We start from the raw sequence: 19562 nt of genomic DNA on the forward strand, positions 1-19562 counted from the left end.
CGGGGCCTGCGGGCGACCTTTGGTCGCAACGAGTATCGGGAAGGCGGGGCTCGTTCGCACCGATGCCATTCGGTGATAGCGGCAGAGCATCAACTCGTATGCACAGTAAGGGACTTGACGCCTCACATGCCCGGTTTGGCGCCTATGGGAGACGCCCGGTCCGGTGGATGTCACGACCCCGCCCAGCAGGTGAAGCCGCCGGACACGCGTCGCTTTCGCGGGTCCGGCGGCAGGCTGAAGGGTTCGGCTGCCCCTTCCCGTTTCTACCCGTAGGGAATGACCGCCTCTACTCGTAGGGAATGACCACCACAGTGTCCGCGGACCCCGTCTTCAGCTTCGCCGTGCCGCTTCCGATGGCGTTCCAGACCTCCAAGCGGACGCTGCCGCCCTTCAGTTCACCGAGGCTCCCGGTGGCGGACTTCAGGCCCTTGGACTGGGTGTACTCCTCCCAGCCGGTGACCGGGTCGCTCGCGAAGTATTCGTACGTCTCCACGCGGTCGTACGTACCGTCGCCCGTCAGGTCGTATGAGACGCGGGCCTGCTGGCCGAGGGCGACGGTCGTTCCCGCGTCGACCTGGAGTCGGAAGCCGGTCGAACTGCCGGACTTCACTTTGCCGTTGACGTTCTTGACGACGTAGGTGAGGGGCTGGTGCGGACTGCCGTCGTGGTTGGCGCCGCCGGCGGAGGCGATCGTGTCGGAGCCGGCGGTGGTGGAGGTGGAGGTGGTGAGGGCGCCGCCGGTGGTGAGACGGAAGGTGTTGCCGGTGGGCGGGTCGGTGGGCTCGTCCGGGTCCTCGGGGGCGGTGCCGTTGCCGGTGGCCGTGGAGCGGGCCGGGACGCTCAGCTTGCCTCCGTCGGAGAAGGTGACGGTGACGGACGAGGAGGTGTAGTTGTGGGCGGCGTAGGTACGGGTGGTGCCCTTGGTGAAGACGGCAGAGGTGGGGATGGAGCCGGTCACCGAGGGGGTGGGGGCGCCGAGTGTGTCGAGGGTGGTGAGCCAGTGGTAGGTGTGGGCCTTGGACTCGCCGGCCTCGGGGGTGTAGGAGCCGTTGCCCGCATCCCACTTGGCCTTTGCGGCGGCGGGGTCGGCGAGGGACTGGAACTCCCAGAGGATGTCCCGCCATTCGACTGCCGGTCCGCCGTTCTCGCGTTCCATCTCGGCGAGGTTGCGCTTGATGGCGGCGGGGTGTGCCGCCAGGTGGAGGGAGGAACCGGCGGTGATGGGCAGGGCGTTGATGCCGTGGATCTCCTCGGGATTCGCGGTCCACCAGGTGGAGTAGGCGCCGCCGCTGCCCCACACCATGCCGACCGTGTCGTGGCCGAAGCCGGACGGGAAGACCTGCTCGTCGGCGTCGAACCAGTACTGGGCTATCGCTTCGGACTCGGTGGTGAGGAGGTACGAGCCGAGGTCGCGGAGTGAGGCGTCGCCGGTGGCCGAGCCCCAGAGGACGAGGGCGGCGCTGAGCTGGGTGGATTCGGAGGAGGACTCCTGGTTGTTGCCGGCGGCGAAGCCCTGGTGGCCGGCGGCCCAGCTGTGGCCTGCGTAGATGTCGAAGCCACGCAGGAAGGGGTAGGCGGAGTCGGTGCGGGAGGGGTTGGCGGTGTCGCGGATCAGTGTCTTGACCATGCCGCCCCAGGCGGAGTCGGCGGCCCAGGCCTGGTCGTACTGGGCGACGATGGCGGCGGCGTAGATGTAGTAGCCGTAGTGGAAGTGATGGTCGTTCAGTTCGGCGTCGCTGCCGTACGAGGCCGGGTAGCCGATCAGCGTCCGCCAGTCCTTGTCGTAGCTGAACTCGTTCCCACCGCCGGCCGTGAACCACGCCTGGAGCTTGCCCTTGAGCAAGCCGATCAGCTTGTCACGGGTGCCGGTCTCGCCGATCTGGTCGGCGACCGGGACCAGTTGGGCGAGACGACCGAGCGCCTTGCCCGTCCAGTAGGTGTCGGTGGCGCCGTTGAACGGGTCGGAAGCGTTCGCGACGTCGTTGAGGTAGCCGGCCAAGCGGGCCTTGTCCACGGCGGAGACGGCCGGCAGCGTCGGCAGAACCGGGGCCCTCTTCTGGGTGGTGGAGAAGGAGGTGCCCTCGCGGACCTTCATCGTGCCGCGCGGGGAGACGTAGGTGAGGTTCGTCAGCGCGGAGTCGGTGGCCTGCCACTGGTGGCGGTAGAGCGCCTGGAGGGTGCCGGTCTCGGTGCCCTCCTTCGGGGTCGTCTCCAGGGTGTAGGTGGCCTTGCTCTGGCCGGATGCCGTCGACGACCAGGAGACCTTCGAGCCGGTGACGAAGGAGTACGCGTACTTCTTGTACGTGGCGAGGTCGCCGGTCGAGGGAAGGACCGCGACGGAGAAGTAGTTCTTCGCCGAGGTCAGGGGCGCGGTGAGCGTGGAGCCGGAGATGCTCCAGTCGGTACCGGACGGGGCGAAGAGCGCGTAGTGGTGGCCGCCGACGGTGATGCCGAGGACGTTGCCCTGGTCGGAGAAGACGGTGGGCGCGTCGGCGGTGGTGACGCGGGCGTCGCCGCCGGAGCCGGTCGCGTAGACGAAGGGGAGGCCGTGGCCGATGGTGGTGCGCAGGGTGCGTGTGCCGTCTGACCAGTAGGGGGTGACGGTCCAGTCGGACCAGGAATCGGCCTTGGTGTCCGGCGAGTTGAGGCCGGTGAGACCGAGGGTGAGGTCCTTCTTGTGGGCGTACTCGTACTGGCGGCCGTCGCCGACGACCGCGGCCGAGGTCGGGTAGCCGACGTCGAGGCCGCCGGAGGCCGCCTGGTAGGTGAGGGGGTGGCCGTACATCGGGGTGGAGTACGGGTTGTCCGGGTAGCGCTGGAAGGCGAGCGAGGACCACCAGTCGTTGGTGGGTACGGGCTTGTCCTTGGCGGCGGCGGTGACCTTGGGGGTGACGGCGCCGCCGACGTTGTCGGTGGGGCCGACGGTGCCTGCGGGGCGGGTGTCGGAGTAGCTGCCGGAGCCGACCGGGACGGTGGCGGCGGAGGCGGGCGCGGCGGCGAGGGCGACCAGGCCGGTGGCGGCGAGCGCGGCCGAGGCGAGGCAGGCGACGGCGCGTCTGAGGGGTGGCCGGACGCGGGACGCGCGGCGGTTGGTGGGCATGGGAGGCAGCTCCTCGAAGTCTTGACCGGACGGCCTGCTGAGAGCGCTCTCAGGCGCGGCGAACGTAAGACTCCCGAAGGGAGGGTGTCAATATCCGTGACAGGAATGGGAGTTGGCGATCACGCGGTGAAGCGTTGAGTTCATGAGGTGACGGGAAATAGGTGCGGCCTCCAGGTTTTCCTGGCTTTCCTGGCTCTCCCGGCTCTCCTGGCTCTCCTGGCTCTCCTGGAGGCCACGTCCGAGCCGTCGCCCTGTCCGGTCGTTCAGATGGGCATGGAGATCGCTCGGCTCGCAGCGGTTGCTTCGGCTCCGCGTGCGGCGCATCGGATTCAGCCGGTTCAGTCGGTGATGTACCAGTCGTTCTTGAGGTACTCCAGGGTGTAGCTGCCCAGGTCGTCCTCGGTGAATGTGGCGGAGGACTTGACCGCTTCGACCGGCATCTCGATCTTGTCGGGCGCGCGCACGGCGACGCGCTGCGGGTCAACCGTCGCGGTCTTCAGGGCCTTCTTCTGCGTGGGCGAGATCATCTGGAACACGGTGGCGTACGTCGACGTACACGGGCCGAGTCCTTGATCCTGTGCCTTCTTCGCAGCGGGCCCGGCCACTTCGCAGACCGTGTCGATGTCCTCACGTCCCAGGGCGTGCAGGTACTGCTCGTAGCGCTTGATCGCGCCCTCCCTCGTCCTGGGCGCGGGCTGGGCGCCCGTGGGCTCGGCCGACGGCTTCTCGGTCCGGGCGGCACCGGACGGCGTGGCCGACGGCTCTGTTGTCCGCGTGGCCGACGACTCCTTTGCCGGCGTGGACGCGGACGACTGCGAAGACTTCGCGTCCACGTCCTTCTCCGCCTTGTCCGCACCGCACCCGCACGCCACCAACAGCACACAAGCTGATACCGCCACACTCACCATCGTCCGCGCGCTCATTCTGTCCCCTCACCACCAGCCGACAACACGACAACAGGTCACGCAGGATCCGGAGGAACGGTTCCCGTATTCCTCCAGGCGGACGCCGACCGGTTCATGGCCCTATGACTGCGACCCTGCGGCTGCGACCCCGTCGCCGCGCAGCGATCGCGCCTCGTGCGCCACGGGGTCGGCACTGGCCCCGGGCGACGGGGGGGGCGGCCGACTGTCCCGTCGGCAACGACGGCTGGTTGACCGATGGGAATCGGTGCGTTGACGGTCAGTCCGAGAGTGCTCGCGCTAGCCGGTCGAAGTCTTCGAGCAGTGCGGTCAGGCGCTCGTCGGGGATCGCCTCGATCATGCGGGCCTCGATGGCGTAGACGGCTTCCTGAGCCGCAGTCAGACGATCCCGCCCTTCGTCGGTGAGGGACGCGGGTCGGGCCCGGCCCGACTCGACGGTGGCGGGCCGGGTGAGCAGGCCCGCGTCCTGGAGTCCACGCAGGACGACGTTCATGGACTGGCGGGTGACGAACGTGGCCCGGGCGAGTTCCGCGTTGGACAGGCCTGGGCGGGCGGCGAGGACCTCCAGGCAGGCGTACTGCGGCACGGTGAGGCCGTGCTCGCGCAGCGCCTGGTCCATGGCGCTGCGCAGAGCGGCGTGGGCCCGCTTGAGGCGGTAGCCCACGTGGTCGAGTACATCCTCGGCGGGATGGGGCGGGTCAATCTGGGTGCTGGGGGTCGGTTCAACCTGCGGATTCATGTCGTCCTTCATGTCAGCACTTTGACACCTGCCTGATCGGGATCTAGCTTTGAGTATGTCAAAGTCCTGACATACTTTCGAGGAGGACACCCATGTCCGTACGCATCGACGGCCCCGACTTCATCGCTCTCCAGGTCCGCGACCTGGAGACGGCCGCCACGTTCTGCGAGAAGAACCTCGGCCTGCGCCGCACTCCCTCCTCACCCCCCGGCGCGGTCGTCTTCGACACCAAGCCGGTCCCGTTGGCGGTGCGCGACCCGCTGCCCGGCACCGACCTGGACTCCGGCAAGCCGGGTCTCGGAGTCGCCCTGTGGTTCTCCACCCCTGACACCCAGGCCTTCCACAAGCAGCTCACCGCGAACGGAGTCGAGATCCTCACCCCGGTCACCGACAGCCCGTTCGGGCCGATGTTCTCCTTCGTCGGCCCCGAGGGCTACATCCTGACCGTGCATCAGCAGAGCTGATCGCGGTCGAGCGCCTGCCCGCACTCGCCGATGCGGCCGCCCTCGATGGACGGCTCGAAGCCCGGCCTCCTCAGCCGGTCAGGCGGCCGAGTGGCCAGGCGACTCGGCCGCTGCGATGCGACAGCACATGCATTTATGGCAGAAGCCAGGGCACTCGGGCACGGACGACAACTCGGCGACGTGGAAACAGAGATGAGTGTGACGCCATGTCTTTCCATGACCGTCCCCAGACGCCTGGCGACTACGATCAGCCTCCTCCGCGCACAGATGTGAGGCCGAACAACAACAGCCTGGCGATCGCCGCGCTGGTTCTCGGCATTCTGGCGATCCTGCTCTTCTGGACCGTCATCGGCGGCGTCCTGTTGGGTCTGCTGGCGGTGATCTTCGGCATCATCGGTGCTCGTAAAGCTCGTGGGGGCCGGGCGCCCTACGGCAAGATGTCGATCATCGGCGCGGTGCTCGGCGGGCTGGGTCTGATCGCTTCCGCTGTGATCATTGCGATCGGCGCGTCGATCCTCAACTCCGACGAGTACAAGAACTTCGACGACTGCGTCAAGCACGCCGACTCACAGAGTGAGCGCGACTCGTGCGCAAGGGATTTCGACCGGGAAATCAATGACTGACCCGCACCGCAATCCATAACCCTCAGTCGCAACTCGGTTTCGCCGTACGGGTATTGACGCTGGCTCCGAAACTGGCAGGACGAGGGCGGTGAGAGGTGAGACAGGACCGGGGCGCGTATCTGCGCACGCCGGGAATTACTGCGGGCCCACCGGCTTTTGTGGCGTCCGGCTCGTGGAGGTGCGTGCGGTATCGGTCGGAGCCATGCGGCGCAGCAGGAAGCCGGCGGTCAGGGCCATGGGGAACATGAGAACCGCGTACACCGCCGAGGGGATGGCCATCCGGGTGCTGTCCAGGAGCGAGGGGCTCAGGGCGATCGCCATCGACAGCGTGGTGTTGTGCATGCCGATCTCGAAGCAGGTGGCGACGGACTGCCGGTGATCGCCGCGGGCCAGCCGGGTCGCGCCGTAGCCGACGGTGAGGGAGATGGCGCCGAAGAGGAAGGCGACGAGGCCGACGTCGGCGAGGTAGCCGAGCACGTTCTCCCGTTCGGCGGCGAGTGCGGCGATGATGATGCCGATGAGCGCGGCCACCGCCGTCACCTTGACCATCCGGGTGGAGCGCTCAGCGAAGTCCGGATGGCGGTGTCGCACCAGCATCCCGGCCGCGACCGGCACGAGTACGACGAGGAAGACCTGCAGCGTCTTGTCGAAACGCAGGCCCAGCGCCTCGTCCGTGCCGCTCATGAAGTGGTCGAGGGAGAGATTCACGACGATCGGCAGCGTGACGACGGCGATGACCGAGTTGATGGCGGTCAGCGTGACGTTGAGGGCGACGTCGCCGCCGAACAGATGGCTGAAGATGTTCGCCATGGTGCCGCCGGGAGACGCCGCGAGCAGCATCATGCCGACGGCCAGCGCGGGGCTCAGGTCGAAGGCGAGCACCAGGCCCAGGCAGACGGCGGGCAGCAGCACCAGCTGGCAGACGAGCGCGCAGGCCACAGGCCGCGGATACGCCGCGATCCTGCGGAAGTCGGCCACGGTCAGACCGAGTCCGAGACCAAACATGATCACGGCGAGGACGGCGGGAAGCAGATAGGTGGTCAACGGTGAGTCCACCAGAACAGAGTCCGGGAGGCTGCCCGAAAAGTACACGCCCTTGCCACACAACGCCCCCGCAGACCGCGAAGCAGACGCGCCGGCGCCCACGAAAGCGACACCGGCCGCGCCACCCTGCTCACCCAGGGGGCCGCTGGCCCTCCCCGGATCAACCCCTCACCGGGCGGCACCCGAAGGCTCGTACCAGAGGCTCGTCATCGGGGAGTGCATGGTCCAGCCCAGCGAGGAGTAGAGCGCCCGGCCCTCGGGCGTACCGACCAGGAGGCCAGTTTCCGCACCGGCCTCGTACGCGGTGCTCTGCAGCGTGCGCATCACCAGACCGCCGAGGCCCTTGCGCCGGTGCTCGGCGGCGGTCTCGACCTGGTCGACCACGGCATGGGTGCCTGCCTGGGCGATCTGTCCACGGGCGGCGAAGTGCCCGTCGCCCGTGCGGACCAGCACGCGGCTGACGCCGCCCCGGGTCCAGCTGGTGAGCGTGTATCCGGCCGGCATCTCAGGGCGCTCCGGCACTAGGTGACAGGCCATCAGGAATCCGGTGATGTCGCGGCGCCAGCCGGGCCCGACCCAGGGCAGGACCGCCTGGTCCTCGGCGAACAGCTTCAGCCACGTCCCGGGCGCGCTCGTCGCGGAGGCGATCTTGCGTACATCATTCCCGGATGGTTCCGGCAGCACGTGCCGGGCGACATGGTTGGGCTGCCCGACATCGATCGTCCAGCCCCACGGCTCGTCGATCGGGTCCGAGGTGCCACGGGAGACGACCCAGCCGTCGATCCACATCCGCACGAGCTCACTGGTCCTGGTGTCCGGCAACGCCGCTCGCCCCCTGAGTGGTGGTAATAGCTAATGATGCTTAGTGAACCTTACGCTTCAGGGAGGGGAGTTGACCATAGGAGCAGATCGAACCCAACACCCCTTGACCTCAATGTTGCTTGAGGTACGAGACTCGGGTCCATGAAGACCATCAGCAGCCAGACGATTCTGTTCCGCAACACCATGCGCATCACCGAAGGGCACCTGGAAGGGTTCCGCGAGGCGATCGCGAAGGCCGTGGGCTTCGCCGAGGAACACGGTCCGCAGCTCATGGTGGAGACGTTCGTCGACGAGGAGCGGATGCTGGCGCACAGTTTCCAGCTCTACGCCGACTCCGACGCCATCCGCCTGCACTGGAAGCTCTCCGACCCCTACATCCGGGAAGTCATGGAGCACTGCACCGTCGACCACTTCGAAATCTTCGGCGCCCCCGAGCCGGACATCGTCGCTTCGCTCTCGACGCCGGATGGCGCTCCGTTTCCGTTCACGCTGACTCCACGCCTGGCCGGGTTCCACCGTCTCGTGACGTAGCCCGCCGCGGCTTGGGCCGTCAGCCGCGGAAAGGCGAAGGCTTCCCACCGGGTGGCGGCCGCTAGGACCGCGTCGCCTTCCTGCACTTGTCCCCGGAGGAATCGTCCCGGCCGACCGGCGCACTGTGGTCGTACGGGTCGACCTCCGTGCCGGCCTCGTCCGACGGCGGGTCCGTGCCGAAGGGCGGGGTGAGGTAGCCCGTGGGGGCGCCGCAGCCGCCGTTGGTCATGTCGTATTTGTACGAGACGATCGAGAACGTACCCGGCTCGGTGATCACCTTGTCAGGGTCGTCCCAGTTCAGGACCAGTTCACGCCGTACGATCGTGCGCACGATCTCGTCGTCGTCGCCGCCCGTGTCCGCGCGGGTGACCGGGTAGACGAAGGTGACGTCGGCGGTCACCTGGAGGGCGCCGCGCTCGCCCTCCCGGTAGGTGAGCCTGCCCCGGGTCTTCACGACGTCGCCGACCAGTTGGGTGCGGGAGGGCTTGAAACGGCTGAAGAGGAGGAGGGGGTCGTTCTTCTCGCTCGGGGTTCGGAAGGCGGTCTTCAGAAGGCCTTGGACGTCCTTCTGATGCGGGTTGATCAGTGCAATCGCCTTCTCGGGGCGCTCGCCCCGCAGCACTCCGCGGTCCAGGCCGGACGCGACGATGAAGTCCTGGCTGCGGGCCAGGGCCCGCTCGACCTCGGCCGCGCTCATCCAGCCGACCGCCCGGGCCTTCGGCACGGTGATCCCTGCCGCTCCGCTCCCCCAGCTCGCCGCCGGAGAACCGCGGAACGGCTTGTCCCGGGTGGGGCGTTGGGCCGCCTCCGCCGGGGGTGCCTGGGTCGGGCGGGCGGTCTCGGGTGCCGACGGCGGGGAGTCAGCGTCATCGCCGGCGAACAGGTCCATCGCCCGCCCCGGCACGAGCGCCACCGCCAGCAGCACCAGCGAGGCCAACAGCCCGGCCACGTACCAGCCCGTGCGTCGCTTGGGCCGTCCGGGCGTGTAGCTGCGCCAAGCCTCCACTCCGCGACCGGGCTCCGCGCGCAGCCGGTTCGCCACGTCGCGGGCCCGCGCCGACGGCTCCTTGGGCGCGTCGGTGCCACCCGCCACCGACTCGCGCAGAAACCGCTCCCACTCCTCGTCGGACCTGGACGAGCCGTCCGGCTCCGTACCCGCACCCATCCCCAACCCCCTGGCAAACAGCAGACCGCGGCCCACTCCCCTGGGACGCGTCCGCATAATGACACAGAGCGCTGGCAGCGAGGCCAGAGGAGCTGACGTTACGGGCGCGGCCCCCGTTCTCAACTGGCCAACTGACACCACCGGGCCAGGCGACCCCGGTCTCACCGGTCCGGGCAGTAGGCCGTGGGTGCGGCCCGGCCCCTTCGCGGGAGGGCCGAGCCGCAGCTCGGCGTGATCGAGGGGCCGTTGACGGGTCGGAGTCGGGGTCTGCCCGACCCGCCAGGCCGTTCACTACGGAAGACTGTGCACCTTCGGGCCGACGGAGTTCGACCACGTGCTGCCCGCCGTCGCGTCCCAGTTCGTGGACCACGTCATGGCGCCGCGCAGCTCCGGGTACGTCTTCGACGGCTTGAAGGAGCCGCAGCCGGTGCCGCGGGTCAGGCAGTCGAGGGCGTTGTTCACGACCGACGGGGCCACGTAACCGCTGCCCGCGCCGCGCGTCGATGCCGGGACGCCGATCCCGACCTGCGAGGGGTCGAGACCGCCTTCCAGCTGGATGCAGGCGAGCGCGGTCAGGAAGTCCACGCTGCCCTGGCTGTAGACCTTGCCGTCACAGCCAAGCATCGAACCGCTGTTGTAGTACTGCATGTTGACGACCGTGAGGATGTCCTTCACGTTCAGCGCCGTCTGGAAGTACCCGCCCGAAGTGGACTGCATGTCGATGGTCTGCGGCGCCATCGTGAGCACCATCTTCGAGCCCGCCTTCGCGGACAGCTGGCGCAGCGCCTTCGTCATGTAGGTGGGGTTGAGGCCGTTCTCCAGGTCGATGTCGACGCCGTCGAATCCGTACTCCTGCATCAGCGCGTAGGCGCTGTTGGCGAAGGCCGTCGCGGAGGCGTCGCTGTTGACCGAGATGGTGCCCTTCTCGCCGCCGACCGAGAGGATCACGGACTTGCCCGCGGCGCGTTTCGCGGCGATGTCCGCCTTGAAGTCGGCGGTGGAGGAGTAGCCGACGGCCGGGTCGAGGTTGAAGGTGATCTGGCCCGGCGTGGCGGTCGCGTCGGCGAAGGAGACGGCGATGATGTCGTACTGCGAGGACACGTCCCGCAGTTTCTGTACGGTCGCGCCGTTGTCGAAGTTCTGCCAGTAGCCGGTCAGCGCGTGCTTGGGCACGGTGCCACCGTCTCCGCCGCCGCTGCCCTTGGGCGTACGTACGGACACCGCCGTCGACTTCGCGGACTCCCCCGCCGCGTTCGTGGCGCTCACCTGGAAGTTGTAGGTGGTCTCCGGCGTGAGGCCGGTGATGGTCGTGGAGGCGCCGCCGGCCGAGGCGACCTTCGTGCCGTCGCGGTAGATGGTGTAGCCGGTGGCCGTGGACACCGGGGTCCAGGACAGGTCCACCGACGTGGATGTCGTCGTGCCCGCCTTGAGGCCGGCCGGCACAGCCGGTATCTCCACCGGGTCGGTGCCGCCGCCTCCGTCGGGTCCAAGGACGCTCACGTCGTCCACGTAGTACGCGCTCTGCCCGTACCAGCCGTGGGTGTACACGGTGACCGACGTGGTGTTCGCGCCGGTGGTGAAGCTGGTGGAGAGCTGCTGCCAGGCCGAGTTGCCCGGCGTCCAGGTCGACACGTCGGTGGTACCTGTGCCGCGGGCACCCAGGTAGGCATAGCTGCCCTGCACCCAACTGCTCATTTTGTACGTGGAGTTGGGCTTGACCGAGACGATCTGGGAACACTCGGCGTTGTTCTGGCCCGACGGGGTGGCCCTGAGGGCCTTCGTGCCGCCGTGCACGGGAGAGGAGACGGCGGCTCCGCTGTTCGCGGTGCACGTCCAGTTGCTCAGGTCCGACTCGAACCCGGCGTTCTTGGCAACGTTGACGTCTGCCGCCTTGGCGCCCGCCGCACCGGCGTCCGCCGACTGCGCAGGAGCGGCGAGCCCGGTGACGGCGAGCGCGGCGGCCGCACCGACGGCGATTGCCGCGCCGATTCTCTGGCGAACGCCGGGTCTGCCCTTACGTACACGGTCCACGGAATGCCTCCAGGGAGAAGCGACGGGAGAAGGTGAGAGCCGGTGGCCACCGCTACTGTGCGTAAAGCTGGTCCAGACCAATCAAGTTGTCAAGACCTCTGGAGAAGCGAACCGATCGGGAAGCACTCGAGGCGACACGGAATGCGGCCCGGACGAGGGCGCCCCCTGCACGAACGCCCATCTGCGGTACCGGGTCAGAACCGGGCGTGCGTGGTGATGTCCGACTCGAACTGGTTGATCATCTGAGGCGTCACCGTAGGACGGCACTGGGCGATCGCCTCCAGATACCCCGCCGTGCTCGCGCCCGGCAGTGCCTCCGTGGCGGCCGGCTGCCCGCCGGCCGAGACCAGATCGCGCTCGAAGGAGTTCTGGGCGGCGATCCGGGCGGCGTGCTCGATGTCAGCGGGCGTGAACAGGTCGCTCGCTGCCACCAGTTCGTCAATGTCCACCTCCGGTCGGCCGTCGGTGTAGCGCGACCAGATCGCCGCCCGGGCCGCCTTGTCCGGCGTACCGATCGGGATCAGGTAGTCGAAACGACCGGGCCGCAGGAAGGCCGGATCCAGGGAGCGGATCGAGTTCGTCGCACAGACCAGGAGCCGTTCGTCGCGCTCCCGGAAACCCGGGATGAGCTTGAGCAGTTCGTTGGTCACCCCGTGCATCCCGCCGGGCTGCGCCGGTTCCTGGCGGACCGGGGCGATCTCTTCGACCTCGTCGATGAAGACCAGGACTCGTTCCAGTTCAGCGATCGCTGCGAATGCGGAGCGCAGTGCCGCCGCCAGATTGCCCCCGTCGGCCAGCCGCGAGGGCAGGATCTCCACGAACGGCCAGCCGAGCCGCGAGGCGATCGCGCGTGCGAAGGTCGTCTTGCCGGTACCCGGCGGGCCGAACAGACCCACCGCCCGCGGCGGGCGCACACCGTGTCGCGCCGCACGCTCCGGCTCGGCGAGCGGAAGCACGACCCGCCGTTCGATCAGGTCCTTCTCCCGCTCCATGCCGACGACCTTGGCCCACAGGTCACCGGGCAGCAACCGGCCGCCGAGGTCATCGAGGAGACTGGCGGCGGGCCCGTGCACCGGCTCGACCTTTTCGAAATAGGCGACGGCGGGCCGACGGGTGTAGCCCGCGTTGAGGAGTCCATCGCCGAACAGGTCCTCCTCGGGCAGGACGTAGGCGATACGGCCGACCCGCGCGGCGACCAGGCGGCGCTCGAGTTCGACCAGGAGCGCGCTGGCCAGGCCCCGCCCCCGCCAGGCCGGGGCGATCGCGATCCGCATCACCCAGGCCCGCTCCCCGGCCACACAGGCGAGGGCCGTCCCGATGGGTACGCCCTGGTGGACAGCGACGACGCCCGGCTGGCGGGAGGTCAGGGCACTGATGCACTCCGCCACGGAGAAGACGGATTCCTGGCCGAGCTCGGCCGTGGTGTCCATCAGGTGGACCACCGCGGCGAGGTCGCTCTCACGGTAGTCATGGATCAGCCAGTTCACAGGTCCCGCCCCTCGATCGTTCTCGTTGTCGCGCCGCTGCGGCGAGGCTAGGGGCGCAGGAGGTCACGGGTCGTGCGCCACAGTGCACAAGGCACGAGGGGCAAACGCTACGAACCGTCACTGGGCGTACGGCGCCGATCATGCGCGGAGTCCCCTCGGATTGGCCTCCGGCCCTTCGCGCATGGCCCTTCGCGCATGTCGCATGGCCCTTCGCACATGGCGCATGTCGCATGGCCACGCGTAGCGATAACTCACGTGCGCCGGGTCCATACGGGGACGTGTCGTGGGCGCGTTCCTGCGCCGGAGACTTCGGCGGCGGCAGTGTCCTGTCCGGCCTACGGCCTAGTTGTTCCTTATGTAGCGAACTTGAGGTGACTTCACATACCCCAGGCCATGTAGCCGTCCGCATTCCCCCACGTTCTGATACTTCGAACGCGTGCGGGGGCGGGCGTCGCTCTGGCCTGAGTTGCGTCACCCTCCCCGCAGTTTCCTGTTGTTTCCCGGGTGCAGCTCTGCCTCGCTGCTGTGCGGCACCGCGACCGAACCGGGCATGCTGATCGCCGCCCGCGTGCTCCAGGGCGGTGGAGCCGCCGTGATGATCCCGCAGGTCCTGGCGACCCTCCACGTCACCTTCGACGGCGAGCACCGCAGCAGGCATTCGGCCTGTACGGGGCCGTCCTGTCGCTCGGCTCCGTCCTGGGCCCTCTCCTGGGCGGCGTGCTCACCGAGGCCGACCGCCTCGATCTCACCGGCATGCTCCTGTCCGCGCTGGCCGTGGTCCTGATCGTCTTCCCGCTCACCGAGGGCCATGCCCACCACTGGCCGCTGTGGTGCTTCGCCATGCTCGGCGGCGGCTTCCTTGTGCTCGGCGTCTTCCTGCGCCACCAGCAGCGCAGGAAGGACGATGCCCCGCTGGTGGTGCTGTCCCTCTTCAAGGGCAGGGAGTACTCCGGCGGCCTGTCGGCGCAGCTGATGCTCGGCTCGTTCTGTGGGCTGTTCTTCATGACCTGGACGCAGTACCTCCAGCGCGGCCTGCGCATGAGCCCGTTCCAGGGGGTCGTGGCCTTCATGACGCTCGCCCTCGGCGAGCTGGCCGGTGCGACGGTCGCGATGAAGACCTCCGGGCGCTTCGGACGCCGCCTGCCCCAAACCGGAGTTCTGATCGCCCTCGGATCGATGGCGGCTTATGGGCTCCAGGTCTTCAGCCGACAGGGCGGCCTCACGCTCCTTGCGATGACCGTCCCCCTTCTGGTGCTCGGGTTCGGCCTCGGCACGATCGGCGGACCGATCGTCGACATGTCGCTCGCCAGGGTTCCGCACGAGAGCGCCGGTTCCGCCTCGGGCCTGTTCAACACCGCGATGCATCTGGGCGTAGCTCTCGGCACCGCGCTGACTGCCCTGGTGTTCTTCTCCGCCACCGGCGGCTCGTCCGAGGCCATGGTCAACCGCGACGCGTTCATCCCCGTGCTCTGGTGGGCCGGCGGTGTCTTCGCCGTGATGTGGGCCCTGATGTTCGCCCTGCCCAAGCACGCGAACAGCCAGACCGACTGAACCACTTATGCCGGCGGTGGCACCCGGATCCGGGCGCCACCGTCCTGGCCCTCCCAGTGTCAGCCTTACCGCCACCCGATGTCCGCCCACGGGCAGTTCGGCCAGACGCCGCAGGTTCCGGCTGTGCATATCGGCCAGACCCAATTTCAACGAGCCCTGTCACGCCGCGCGACTCGCTCGAGAAGCCTCTGCCGAGGACCGTGTGCTCGCTCGCCGACGGTGCCCAGCAGCGCCCAGGCAGTGGCTTGGTTTGCACTGATCACAGGCTTGCCCAGGCGCCTTTCGAGGCGGGGAAGGGCGTCGTAGGTGGGCAGCGCGGTGCAGCTGATGAAGACCGCCTCGGCCTCGGGGTGGTCTCCGCCGACAACCGCCTCCACCACCTGCTCTTCCTCCAGGGCGTAGACGTCCTCGACCGCATCCAATGCCAACGCTGTGAAGTTCACGATGTAGAAGCCCCAATCCCGCAGGTAGGCGGCAAGCAAGCCACCGACGGGGTCTTGGTAAGGGTGGACAACTGCCAGACGGCGGGCTTCAACCGCACCGAGCGCGTCGACCGCTGCCCCGCTGGTCGTCAGCGCCTGCCGCGCACCGTAGTACCTCATCGCTTCGCACAACGCCCGCTCCCCCGCCACGCCGTCGACAAAGCTGCAGGCCGTGCACAGATACGCCACTGCTTCCGCGCCACGTTGCACGAGTTCACGGATCGGTTCTGCCAGTACGTCCGCTCTGCCCAGGCGGGAGACCAGCTCCAGATTGTCCCGGTAGGGAACGTCCTCGGTGTAGGTCATCGACCACTCCACACCCGACGGGCACCACCGTCGCAACTCCTCGGGACGCATGAAGTCGAACCCATACCTCCGAGGCTAGCGGGAGAGTTATGCGACCACCGCCGGCCCGTGCCGCCTCGCTGTGGAAGGCTCATCCACCGCGGGCGGGGTGAAGACCGGGCGGGTCGGGCGGGGGTTGGCCGGTGAGGCAGGTGATCAGGTCGGTGCACAGGTCGCGAAGTTTGATGTTGCGGTGCTGAGCGGCCCTGCGCAGGATCGCGAAGGCCTCCGAGCTGGAGCAGCGCTGCTGGGCCATGATGATGCCGGTGGCCTGATCGATGACAGCGCGTGAGCGCAACGCCTGCTGCACCTCCACGGTGAACTGGCATGCCTGATGCATGCGCTGAGCCAGGATGATCGCGCCGGTGGCCTGCTCGGCCAGGGCGCGCAGGGGCGCGAGGTCCACATCTTCGAAGCCATGCGGGGAGGGCGCGTAGAGGTTCAGGGCGCCAGCGGTATCGGAGTGCGCGGCGATGGGGAACGACAATGAGGAGCGTGCTCCGATCGCGACCGCGTGAGCGGGGTAGCTGCCCCAGCGCTGTTCGTCGCTCAGATCCGGCACGTGAACTTCGGCGCCGGTGCGCAGAGCCTGCAAGCACGGGCCGTCTCCCAGCCCGTACTGCTCCTCGTCCAGGTCCGGGGCACTGGTCCCCGCGCTGGTAACGGTCCATACGCAACCGGCCTGTTGCAGGGTGACGCCGCACCCGGTCGCCTTGGGGGCCCGGGTCATCGCCGCTTCGGCCAGAGCGTGCAGGAAACCGTCGAGGGTTTCGGTCTCCAGCAGCAGATCAACCAGACTGGACACCCTCGGGGGTTCATGGTTCTCGGAAGTCATCTCGTGTCCCTTCCGCAGGGCCCCAGGCAGCCCGCCGACCGGGGTAGGGGCTGAAGTCACCGAGGTCAACGGCTTCCACAGCCGCAGGGACACATCCCGGCACACGGCACACGGCACACGGCACCCGCAGACCGCAGACCGTAGACCGGCCTGGGGAAATGCGCCGCACCCCACGGGTGCCCCGCCCGTGCAATCTGACACCCCTCAACAACACCGCACTGGAGCACATCCGGCATGTCGGCATGCGTAGAAGGAGGTTGGGCTCAGCCAGGACTGTTACGCGCACGTGCGGCACAGCCCGCGTGCGTGCGGCACAGCCCGCGTGCGTGCGCTACACCTCGCGGGACCCGCGCACGAGGGGCCTCACCAGAGAGCCTCACCAGAGAAATGTGAAGCAAGAGCAGACTGCCCGGGATAACTCCCGAGGGAGTGGGCAATCCGAGTCGAGTGGCACGCGAGGCGGCTACGCTTGCCGGTCTCGTGCGGTGCGGGTGCTGCAGATCATGGTGGTCCAAGCGTGATGGACGGAGGTGCCCAGGATGTGGCCCGATGGCCGCGGGGATGACACCGCGGGACTCAAGCACGCCATGCACGTCCTGGCGGCGGCCGCGCAAGGAATCGAACCGCAGCAGCTGCCCACGGTCCTGTGCGAGACAGCCGTGGAGTTGCTCCCCGTCGCCGGCGCCTCGGTGTCCCTCACGGACGGCGGCGCCGTGCGGGCCCTGTGGCATGCCACCGACCCCACTGCTGCGCGCCTCGCCGAAGCCCAGTACACGCTCGGAGACGGACCGTGCCAGAAAGCGGTGGATCTGGTGGCACCAGTGCTGGCCTCCGACCTCACCCAGGGCCCCGAAGCCCGGCGGTGGCCCGTCTTCGCCCAGCAGGCCGTCGAACTGGGCGTCCGCTCGGTCTCCTCGTTCCCGCTGGGAACCAACGGCCTGGTCATGGGCACTCTCGACTTGTATCGCGATGTGGTGGGCGCCCTCACCGGCAGAAACCTGCATGTCGCCCTGATGGCGCGCGACGCCCTCACCTTCGCTCTGCTCGGGCTGTCGTCCGGACGCCGGGGCAGCGACGCGGGATCCGACGTCGAAGTACGGTCATGGGTAGAGGCTGCGGAGGCCGATCACGCCGAAGTCCATCAAGCCGTCGGCATGATCATGGTTCAGCTGGGGGTAGATCCACAGCAAGCCCTTGACCGGTTGCGGGCGCGGGCCTTCGTTCAGGGGTGCACGATCACGGCGATGGCGCGCGAGGTCCTCGCCCGCACCGTGCGCTTTCTTCCCGAGACCACAGAGGTGGAGCGAGCCGATTGGCAGCACGGAACTGAAGAAGAGGGACGGTGAACGGTCGTGAACCGCGAACAGCTGCCCGCCAGGCATTCGTCGGGTTGACCGACACCCTCGCCGAGGATTTCGATCCGATCCTCTTCCCGCAGCCCTGCTCCAACTGTTCCAGCTCCGGACAGGCCACGGACCCTGCCTGGACTGCTACCGCACCCACCCCGCACTACAGACGGTGCACCAGCCGGGCCAACTCCGGACCAACGACGCTCCGTTCACGGGGACCGCACACTTCAGTCTTCAGTGAGTGCCTCGCATCCGAGGGGCACTCATGCCCACGTCACGGTGACCAGTGCATCCCGGCGTGATCGACAGGCCGGGGCAGTTCCGTCGCTCCTCATCGGTATCCGTCACTTTTCATCAGTAGCCGCTGACTCTGCCGATTCACCGGCTGCGGTCGGCGAGGTGCCTGGAGAGGGGCGGCGGGGAGTGGTCTGATCTTGATGTCTGAGGATGGCTGGTCGGCGGAGGGGCCCGGGGCGGCCTCGGCGGAGAGGGGTGCGGGCGTGGCTGCACGGAGCGTGGATGTGTTGGTGGTGGGGTCGGGCGTGGTGGGCCGCTCGCTGGCGTTTGCGCTCACGGCAGCGGAGCCTTCGGTCCGGGTGGTGCTGGCCGGTGACACGGGCGGTGCGACGCCGGCGGCGTCGGCTGCGGCGGGGGCGATGCTCAGCGCGCTGGGCGAGGTCACCGACCTCGGGGTACGGACCCGGCACGGCCGACTGCGTACGGAACTTGCGATCGAGGCAGCCGGGCGGTGGCCGTCCTGGCGGGAGCAGATCCGCGCCCAGGCGGCGGCCGCCGCGCCGCAGCACGATGGTTACGGCACCGGCACCTTCATGATCTTGAACGCGGTCTCCTCCGCTCTGGACGACGCCTCGTTCGCCGCCGTCGCCCGCACCGCCGACGCGTACGGTCTGCCCTGCCAGGAGACTGCCCCGGCGGATATCCCGGGCTACCGGCCGCTGGACAACGACCGTGCCCTGCGCGCCTGGTACCTGCCCGATGAGCGCTTTCTCGACGCCCGGGTCTGGCTCGCCACCCTGGACGCCGCCCTGGCCGCGCAGCCCAACATCACCCGAACACCTGCCGGGACCCTCACCGCAGGCCGAAACGGCGGCTATCTCCTGGACACCCCGGAGGGCGTCTTCACCGCTCCGCGCTCGGTAGTTGCGGCAGGCGCCTGGACCACCCCGATCCTCGAAGCCCTCGACCCGGACCTGCCCGTCGTCCCGGTCCTGGCCGCAGCCGGCACCGCGCTGAGCGTGACCGGACCCGCGCCGCTGCCCGCGGTGATCCGCACACCCAACCGCGCCTACGCCTGCGGCCTGCACACCGTCCCCCAGGCCGACGGCGCCCTCTACCTCGGCGCCAGCGCCCACCCATGCCTCACCCCCACGGCCAGGCCCACCGCCGCGGCCCTGCGCTTCCTCCTCGACACCGCCCTCAGCCAGCTCGACCACACCCTGGCCGGGGCCGGCATCACACACACCCACCACGGAAACCGGCCTCTGACTCTGGACGGCCACCCTGTCATCGGCCCCACACTGCGCGAGGGCCTGTGGGTAGCTTCCGGCACCCACCGCGACGGTCTGCACGCCTCCCCCGTGATCGCCGCCACCCTCAGCGACGCACTCCTCGCCCCCACCACCACGACCGGCCCCTTGCCGGGCCCGCTGGCCGAGTTCGCACCATGCCGTGAACTGATCGCCGACCTCACCATCAAAGAGGCGGCTGCCGAGGCCGCCGCGCACCACGCGGCTCTCGCCTCCGAGGCGCGCATGCGGCCCCCGCTGACCGGCGCATGGCCCCAGGCGCTGGCCGACGGCTACGCCGGCCAGCTGGACCGCGCCTACGCCAGCATGCCCGACGGCTACATTCCACCGCCGGACCTCGCCCCCCTCGCCTACGAGAGCACCGGCCCGGCCCTCGCCGAACTGGCCGCATCCCACCTCGCCCGCCGCGACCGCGCCAGCACCTGACGGAAAGTCTCTTTCCATACGTTGCAGCTAATGCAAGTCCGCTCGGATTCGGAGGAAGCGGACAGGGCGCCGCCAACGGCCGTGGTGACCGCCGAGCC

At 68.8% G+C, this 19562-nt stretch carries 16 protein-coding genes; 6 read left to right on the top strand and 10 right to left on the bottom strand.

Annotation, left to right across the window (positions count from 1 at the left end; translation table 11 throughout):
• Positions 1 to 286 precede the first annotated feature (286 nt).
• From E5671_RS04705 to E5671_RS04715, 3 genes are all read right to left on the bottom strand, one after another.
• Entirely contained in the window at positions 287 to 3100 is a 2814-nt protein-coding gene (locus E5671_RS04705) for a glycosyl hydrolase (protein ID WP_160502582.1), read from the bottom strand.
• Positions 3101 to 3438: 338 nt separating this feature from the next.
• On the bottom strand, positions 3439 to 3999 hold the full coding sequence (locus E5671_RS04710; RefSeq protein WP_160502583.1) for a hypothetical protein: 561 nt from the start codon (positions 3997 to 3999) through the stop codon (positions 3439 to 3441).
• Between the two features lie 283 nt (positions 4000 to 4282).
• A complete protein-coding gene (locus E5671_RS04715) occupies positions 4283 to 4774 on the bottom strand; it encodes a MarR family winged helix-turn-helix transcriptional regulator (protein ID WP_237330100.1) in 492 nt (163 codons plus the stop codon).
• Positions 4775 to 4854: 80 nt separating this feature from the next.
• On the opposite strand from E5671_RS04715, the gene E5671_RS04720 reads away from it, so the two are divergent.
• Together E5671_RS04720 and E5671_RS04725 are read left to right on the top strand one after the other, a co-directional pair.
• Complete coding sequence (locus tag E5671_RS04720) at positions 4855 to 5226, top strand: VOC family protein (protein WP_160502584.1); 372 nt, start codon at positions 4855 to 4857, stop codon at positions 5224 to 5226.
• 206 nt (positions 5227 to 5432) lie between these two features.
• Positions 5433 to 5849: a DUF4190 domain-containing protein gene (locus tag E5671_RS04725; protein WP_160502585.1), complete on the top strand. Its 417-nt coding sequence runs from the start codon at positions 5433 to 5435 to the stop codon at positions 5847 to 5849.
• 135 nt (positions 5850 to 5984) lie between these two features.
• On the opposite strand, the gene E5671_RS04730 is transcribed toward E5671_RS04725, so the two are convergent.
• Entirely contained in the window at positions 5985 to 6905 is a 921-nt protein-coding gene (locus E5671_RS04730) for a bile acid:sodium symporter (RefSeq protein WP_160502586.1), read from the bottom strand.
• Between the two features lie 156 nt (positions 6906 to 7061).
• Complete coding sequence (locus E5671_RS04735; protein ID WP_237330101.1) at positions 7062 to 7715, bottom strand: GNAT family N-acetyltransferase; 654 nt, start codon at positions 7713 to 7715, stop codon at positions 7062 to 7064.
• Between the two features lie 141 nt (positions 7716 to 7856).
• Here E5671_RS04735 and E5671_RS04740 point away from each other — a divergent pair, with 141 nt between their 5' ends.
• The gene (locus E5671_RS04740) at positions 7857 to 8246 is read left to right on the top strand and encodes a hypothetical protein (RefSeq protein WP_160502587.1); all 390 of its coding nucleotides are present in this window, start codon (positions 7857 to 7859) and stop codon (positions 8244 to 8246) included.
• A 61-nt stretch (positions 8247 to 8307) separates the two neighbouring features.
• Here E5671_RS04740 and E5671_RS04745 read toward each other — a convergent pair whose 3' ends face one another.
• The 3 genes from E5671_RS04745 to E5671_RS04755 all read right to left on the bottom strand — a co-directional run bounded on the left by E5671_RS04745 (position 8308) and on the right by E5671_RS04755 (position 12929).
• Positions 8308 to 9411: a hypothetical protein gene (locus E5671_RS04745; protein ID WP_160502588.1), complete on the bottom strand. Its 1104-nt coding sequence runs from the start codon at positions 9409 to 9411 to the stop codon at positions 8308 to 8310.
• Between the two features lie 291 nt (positions 9412 to 9702).
• A complete protein-coding gene (locus E5671_RS04750; protein WP_336605664.1) occupies positions 9703 to 11442 on the bottom strand; it encodes a chitinase in 1740 nt (579 codons plus the stop codon).
• Between the two features lie 194 nt (positions 11443 to 11636).
• Positions 11637 to 12929 carry a GNAT family N-acetyltransferase gene (locus tag E5671_RS04755; RefSeq protein WP_160502589.1) on the bottom strand — a complete coding sequence of 431 codons (1293 nt, stop codon included), beginning with the start codon at positions 12927 to 12929 and terminating at the stop codon, positions 11637 to 11639.
• Between the two features lie 525 nt (positions 12930 to 13454).
• Here E5671_RS04755 and E5671_RS04760 point away from each other — a divergent pair.
• Positions 13455 to 14480: an MFS transporter gene (locus E5671_RS04760; protein ID WP_336605665.1), complete on the top strand. Its 1026-nt coding sequence runs from the start codon at positions 13455 to 13457 to the stop codon at positions 14478 to 14480.
• A gap of 146 nt (positions 14481 to 14626) precedes the next feature.
• Here E5671_RS04760 and E5671_RS04765 read toward each other — a convergent pair whose 3' ends face one another.
• Both E5671_RS04765 and E5671_RS04770 read right to left on the bottom strand, forming a co-directional pair.
• Complete coding sequence (locus E5671_RS04765; RefSeq protein WP_202121012.1) at positions 14627 to 15268, bottom strand: maleate cis-trans isomerase family protein; 642 nt, start codon at positions 15266 to 15268, stop codon at positions 14627 to 14629.
• Positions 15269 to 15398: 130 nt separating this feature from the next.
• Positions 15399 to 16142, bottom strand: a complete 744-nt coding sequence (locus E5671_RS04770; protein ID WP_160502591.1) for a GAF and ANTAR domain-containing protein — start codon at positions 16140 to 16142, stop codon at positions 15399 to 15401.
• A gap of 539 nt (positions 16143 to 16681) precedes the next feature.
• Between E5671_RS04770 and E5671_RS04775 the strand changes: the two genes are divergently transcribed.
• Together E5671_RS04775 and E5671_RS04780 are read left to right on the top strand one after the other, a co-directional pair.
• Positions 16682 to 17488, top strand: a complete 807-nt coding sequence (locus tag E5671_RS04775) for a GAF and ANTAR domain-containing protein (RefSeq protein WP_160502592.1) — start codon at positions 16682 to 16684, stop codon at positions 17486 to 17488.
• A gap of 503 nt (positions 17489 to 17991) precedes the next feature.
• A complete protein-coding gene (locus tag E5671_RS04780) occupies positions 17992 to 19464 on the top strand; it encodes an FAD-dependent oxidoreductase (RefSeq protein WP_160502593.1) in 1473 nt (490 codons plus the stop codon).
• Positions 19465 to 19562 lie beyond the last annotated feature (98 nt).

This window comes from Streptomyces sp. BA2, assembly GCF_009769735.1.
GTDB lineage: Bacteria > Actinomycetota > Actinomycetes > Streptomycetales > Streptomycetaceae > Streptomyces.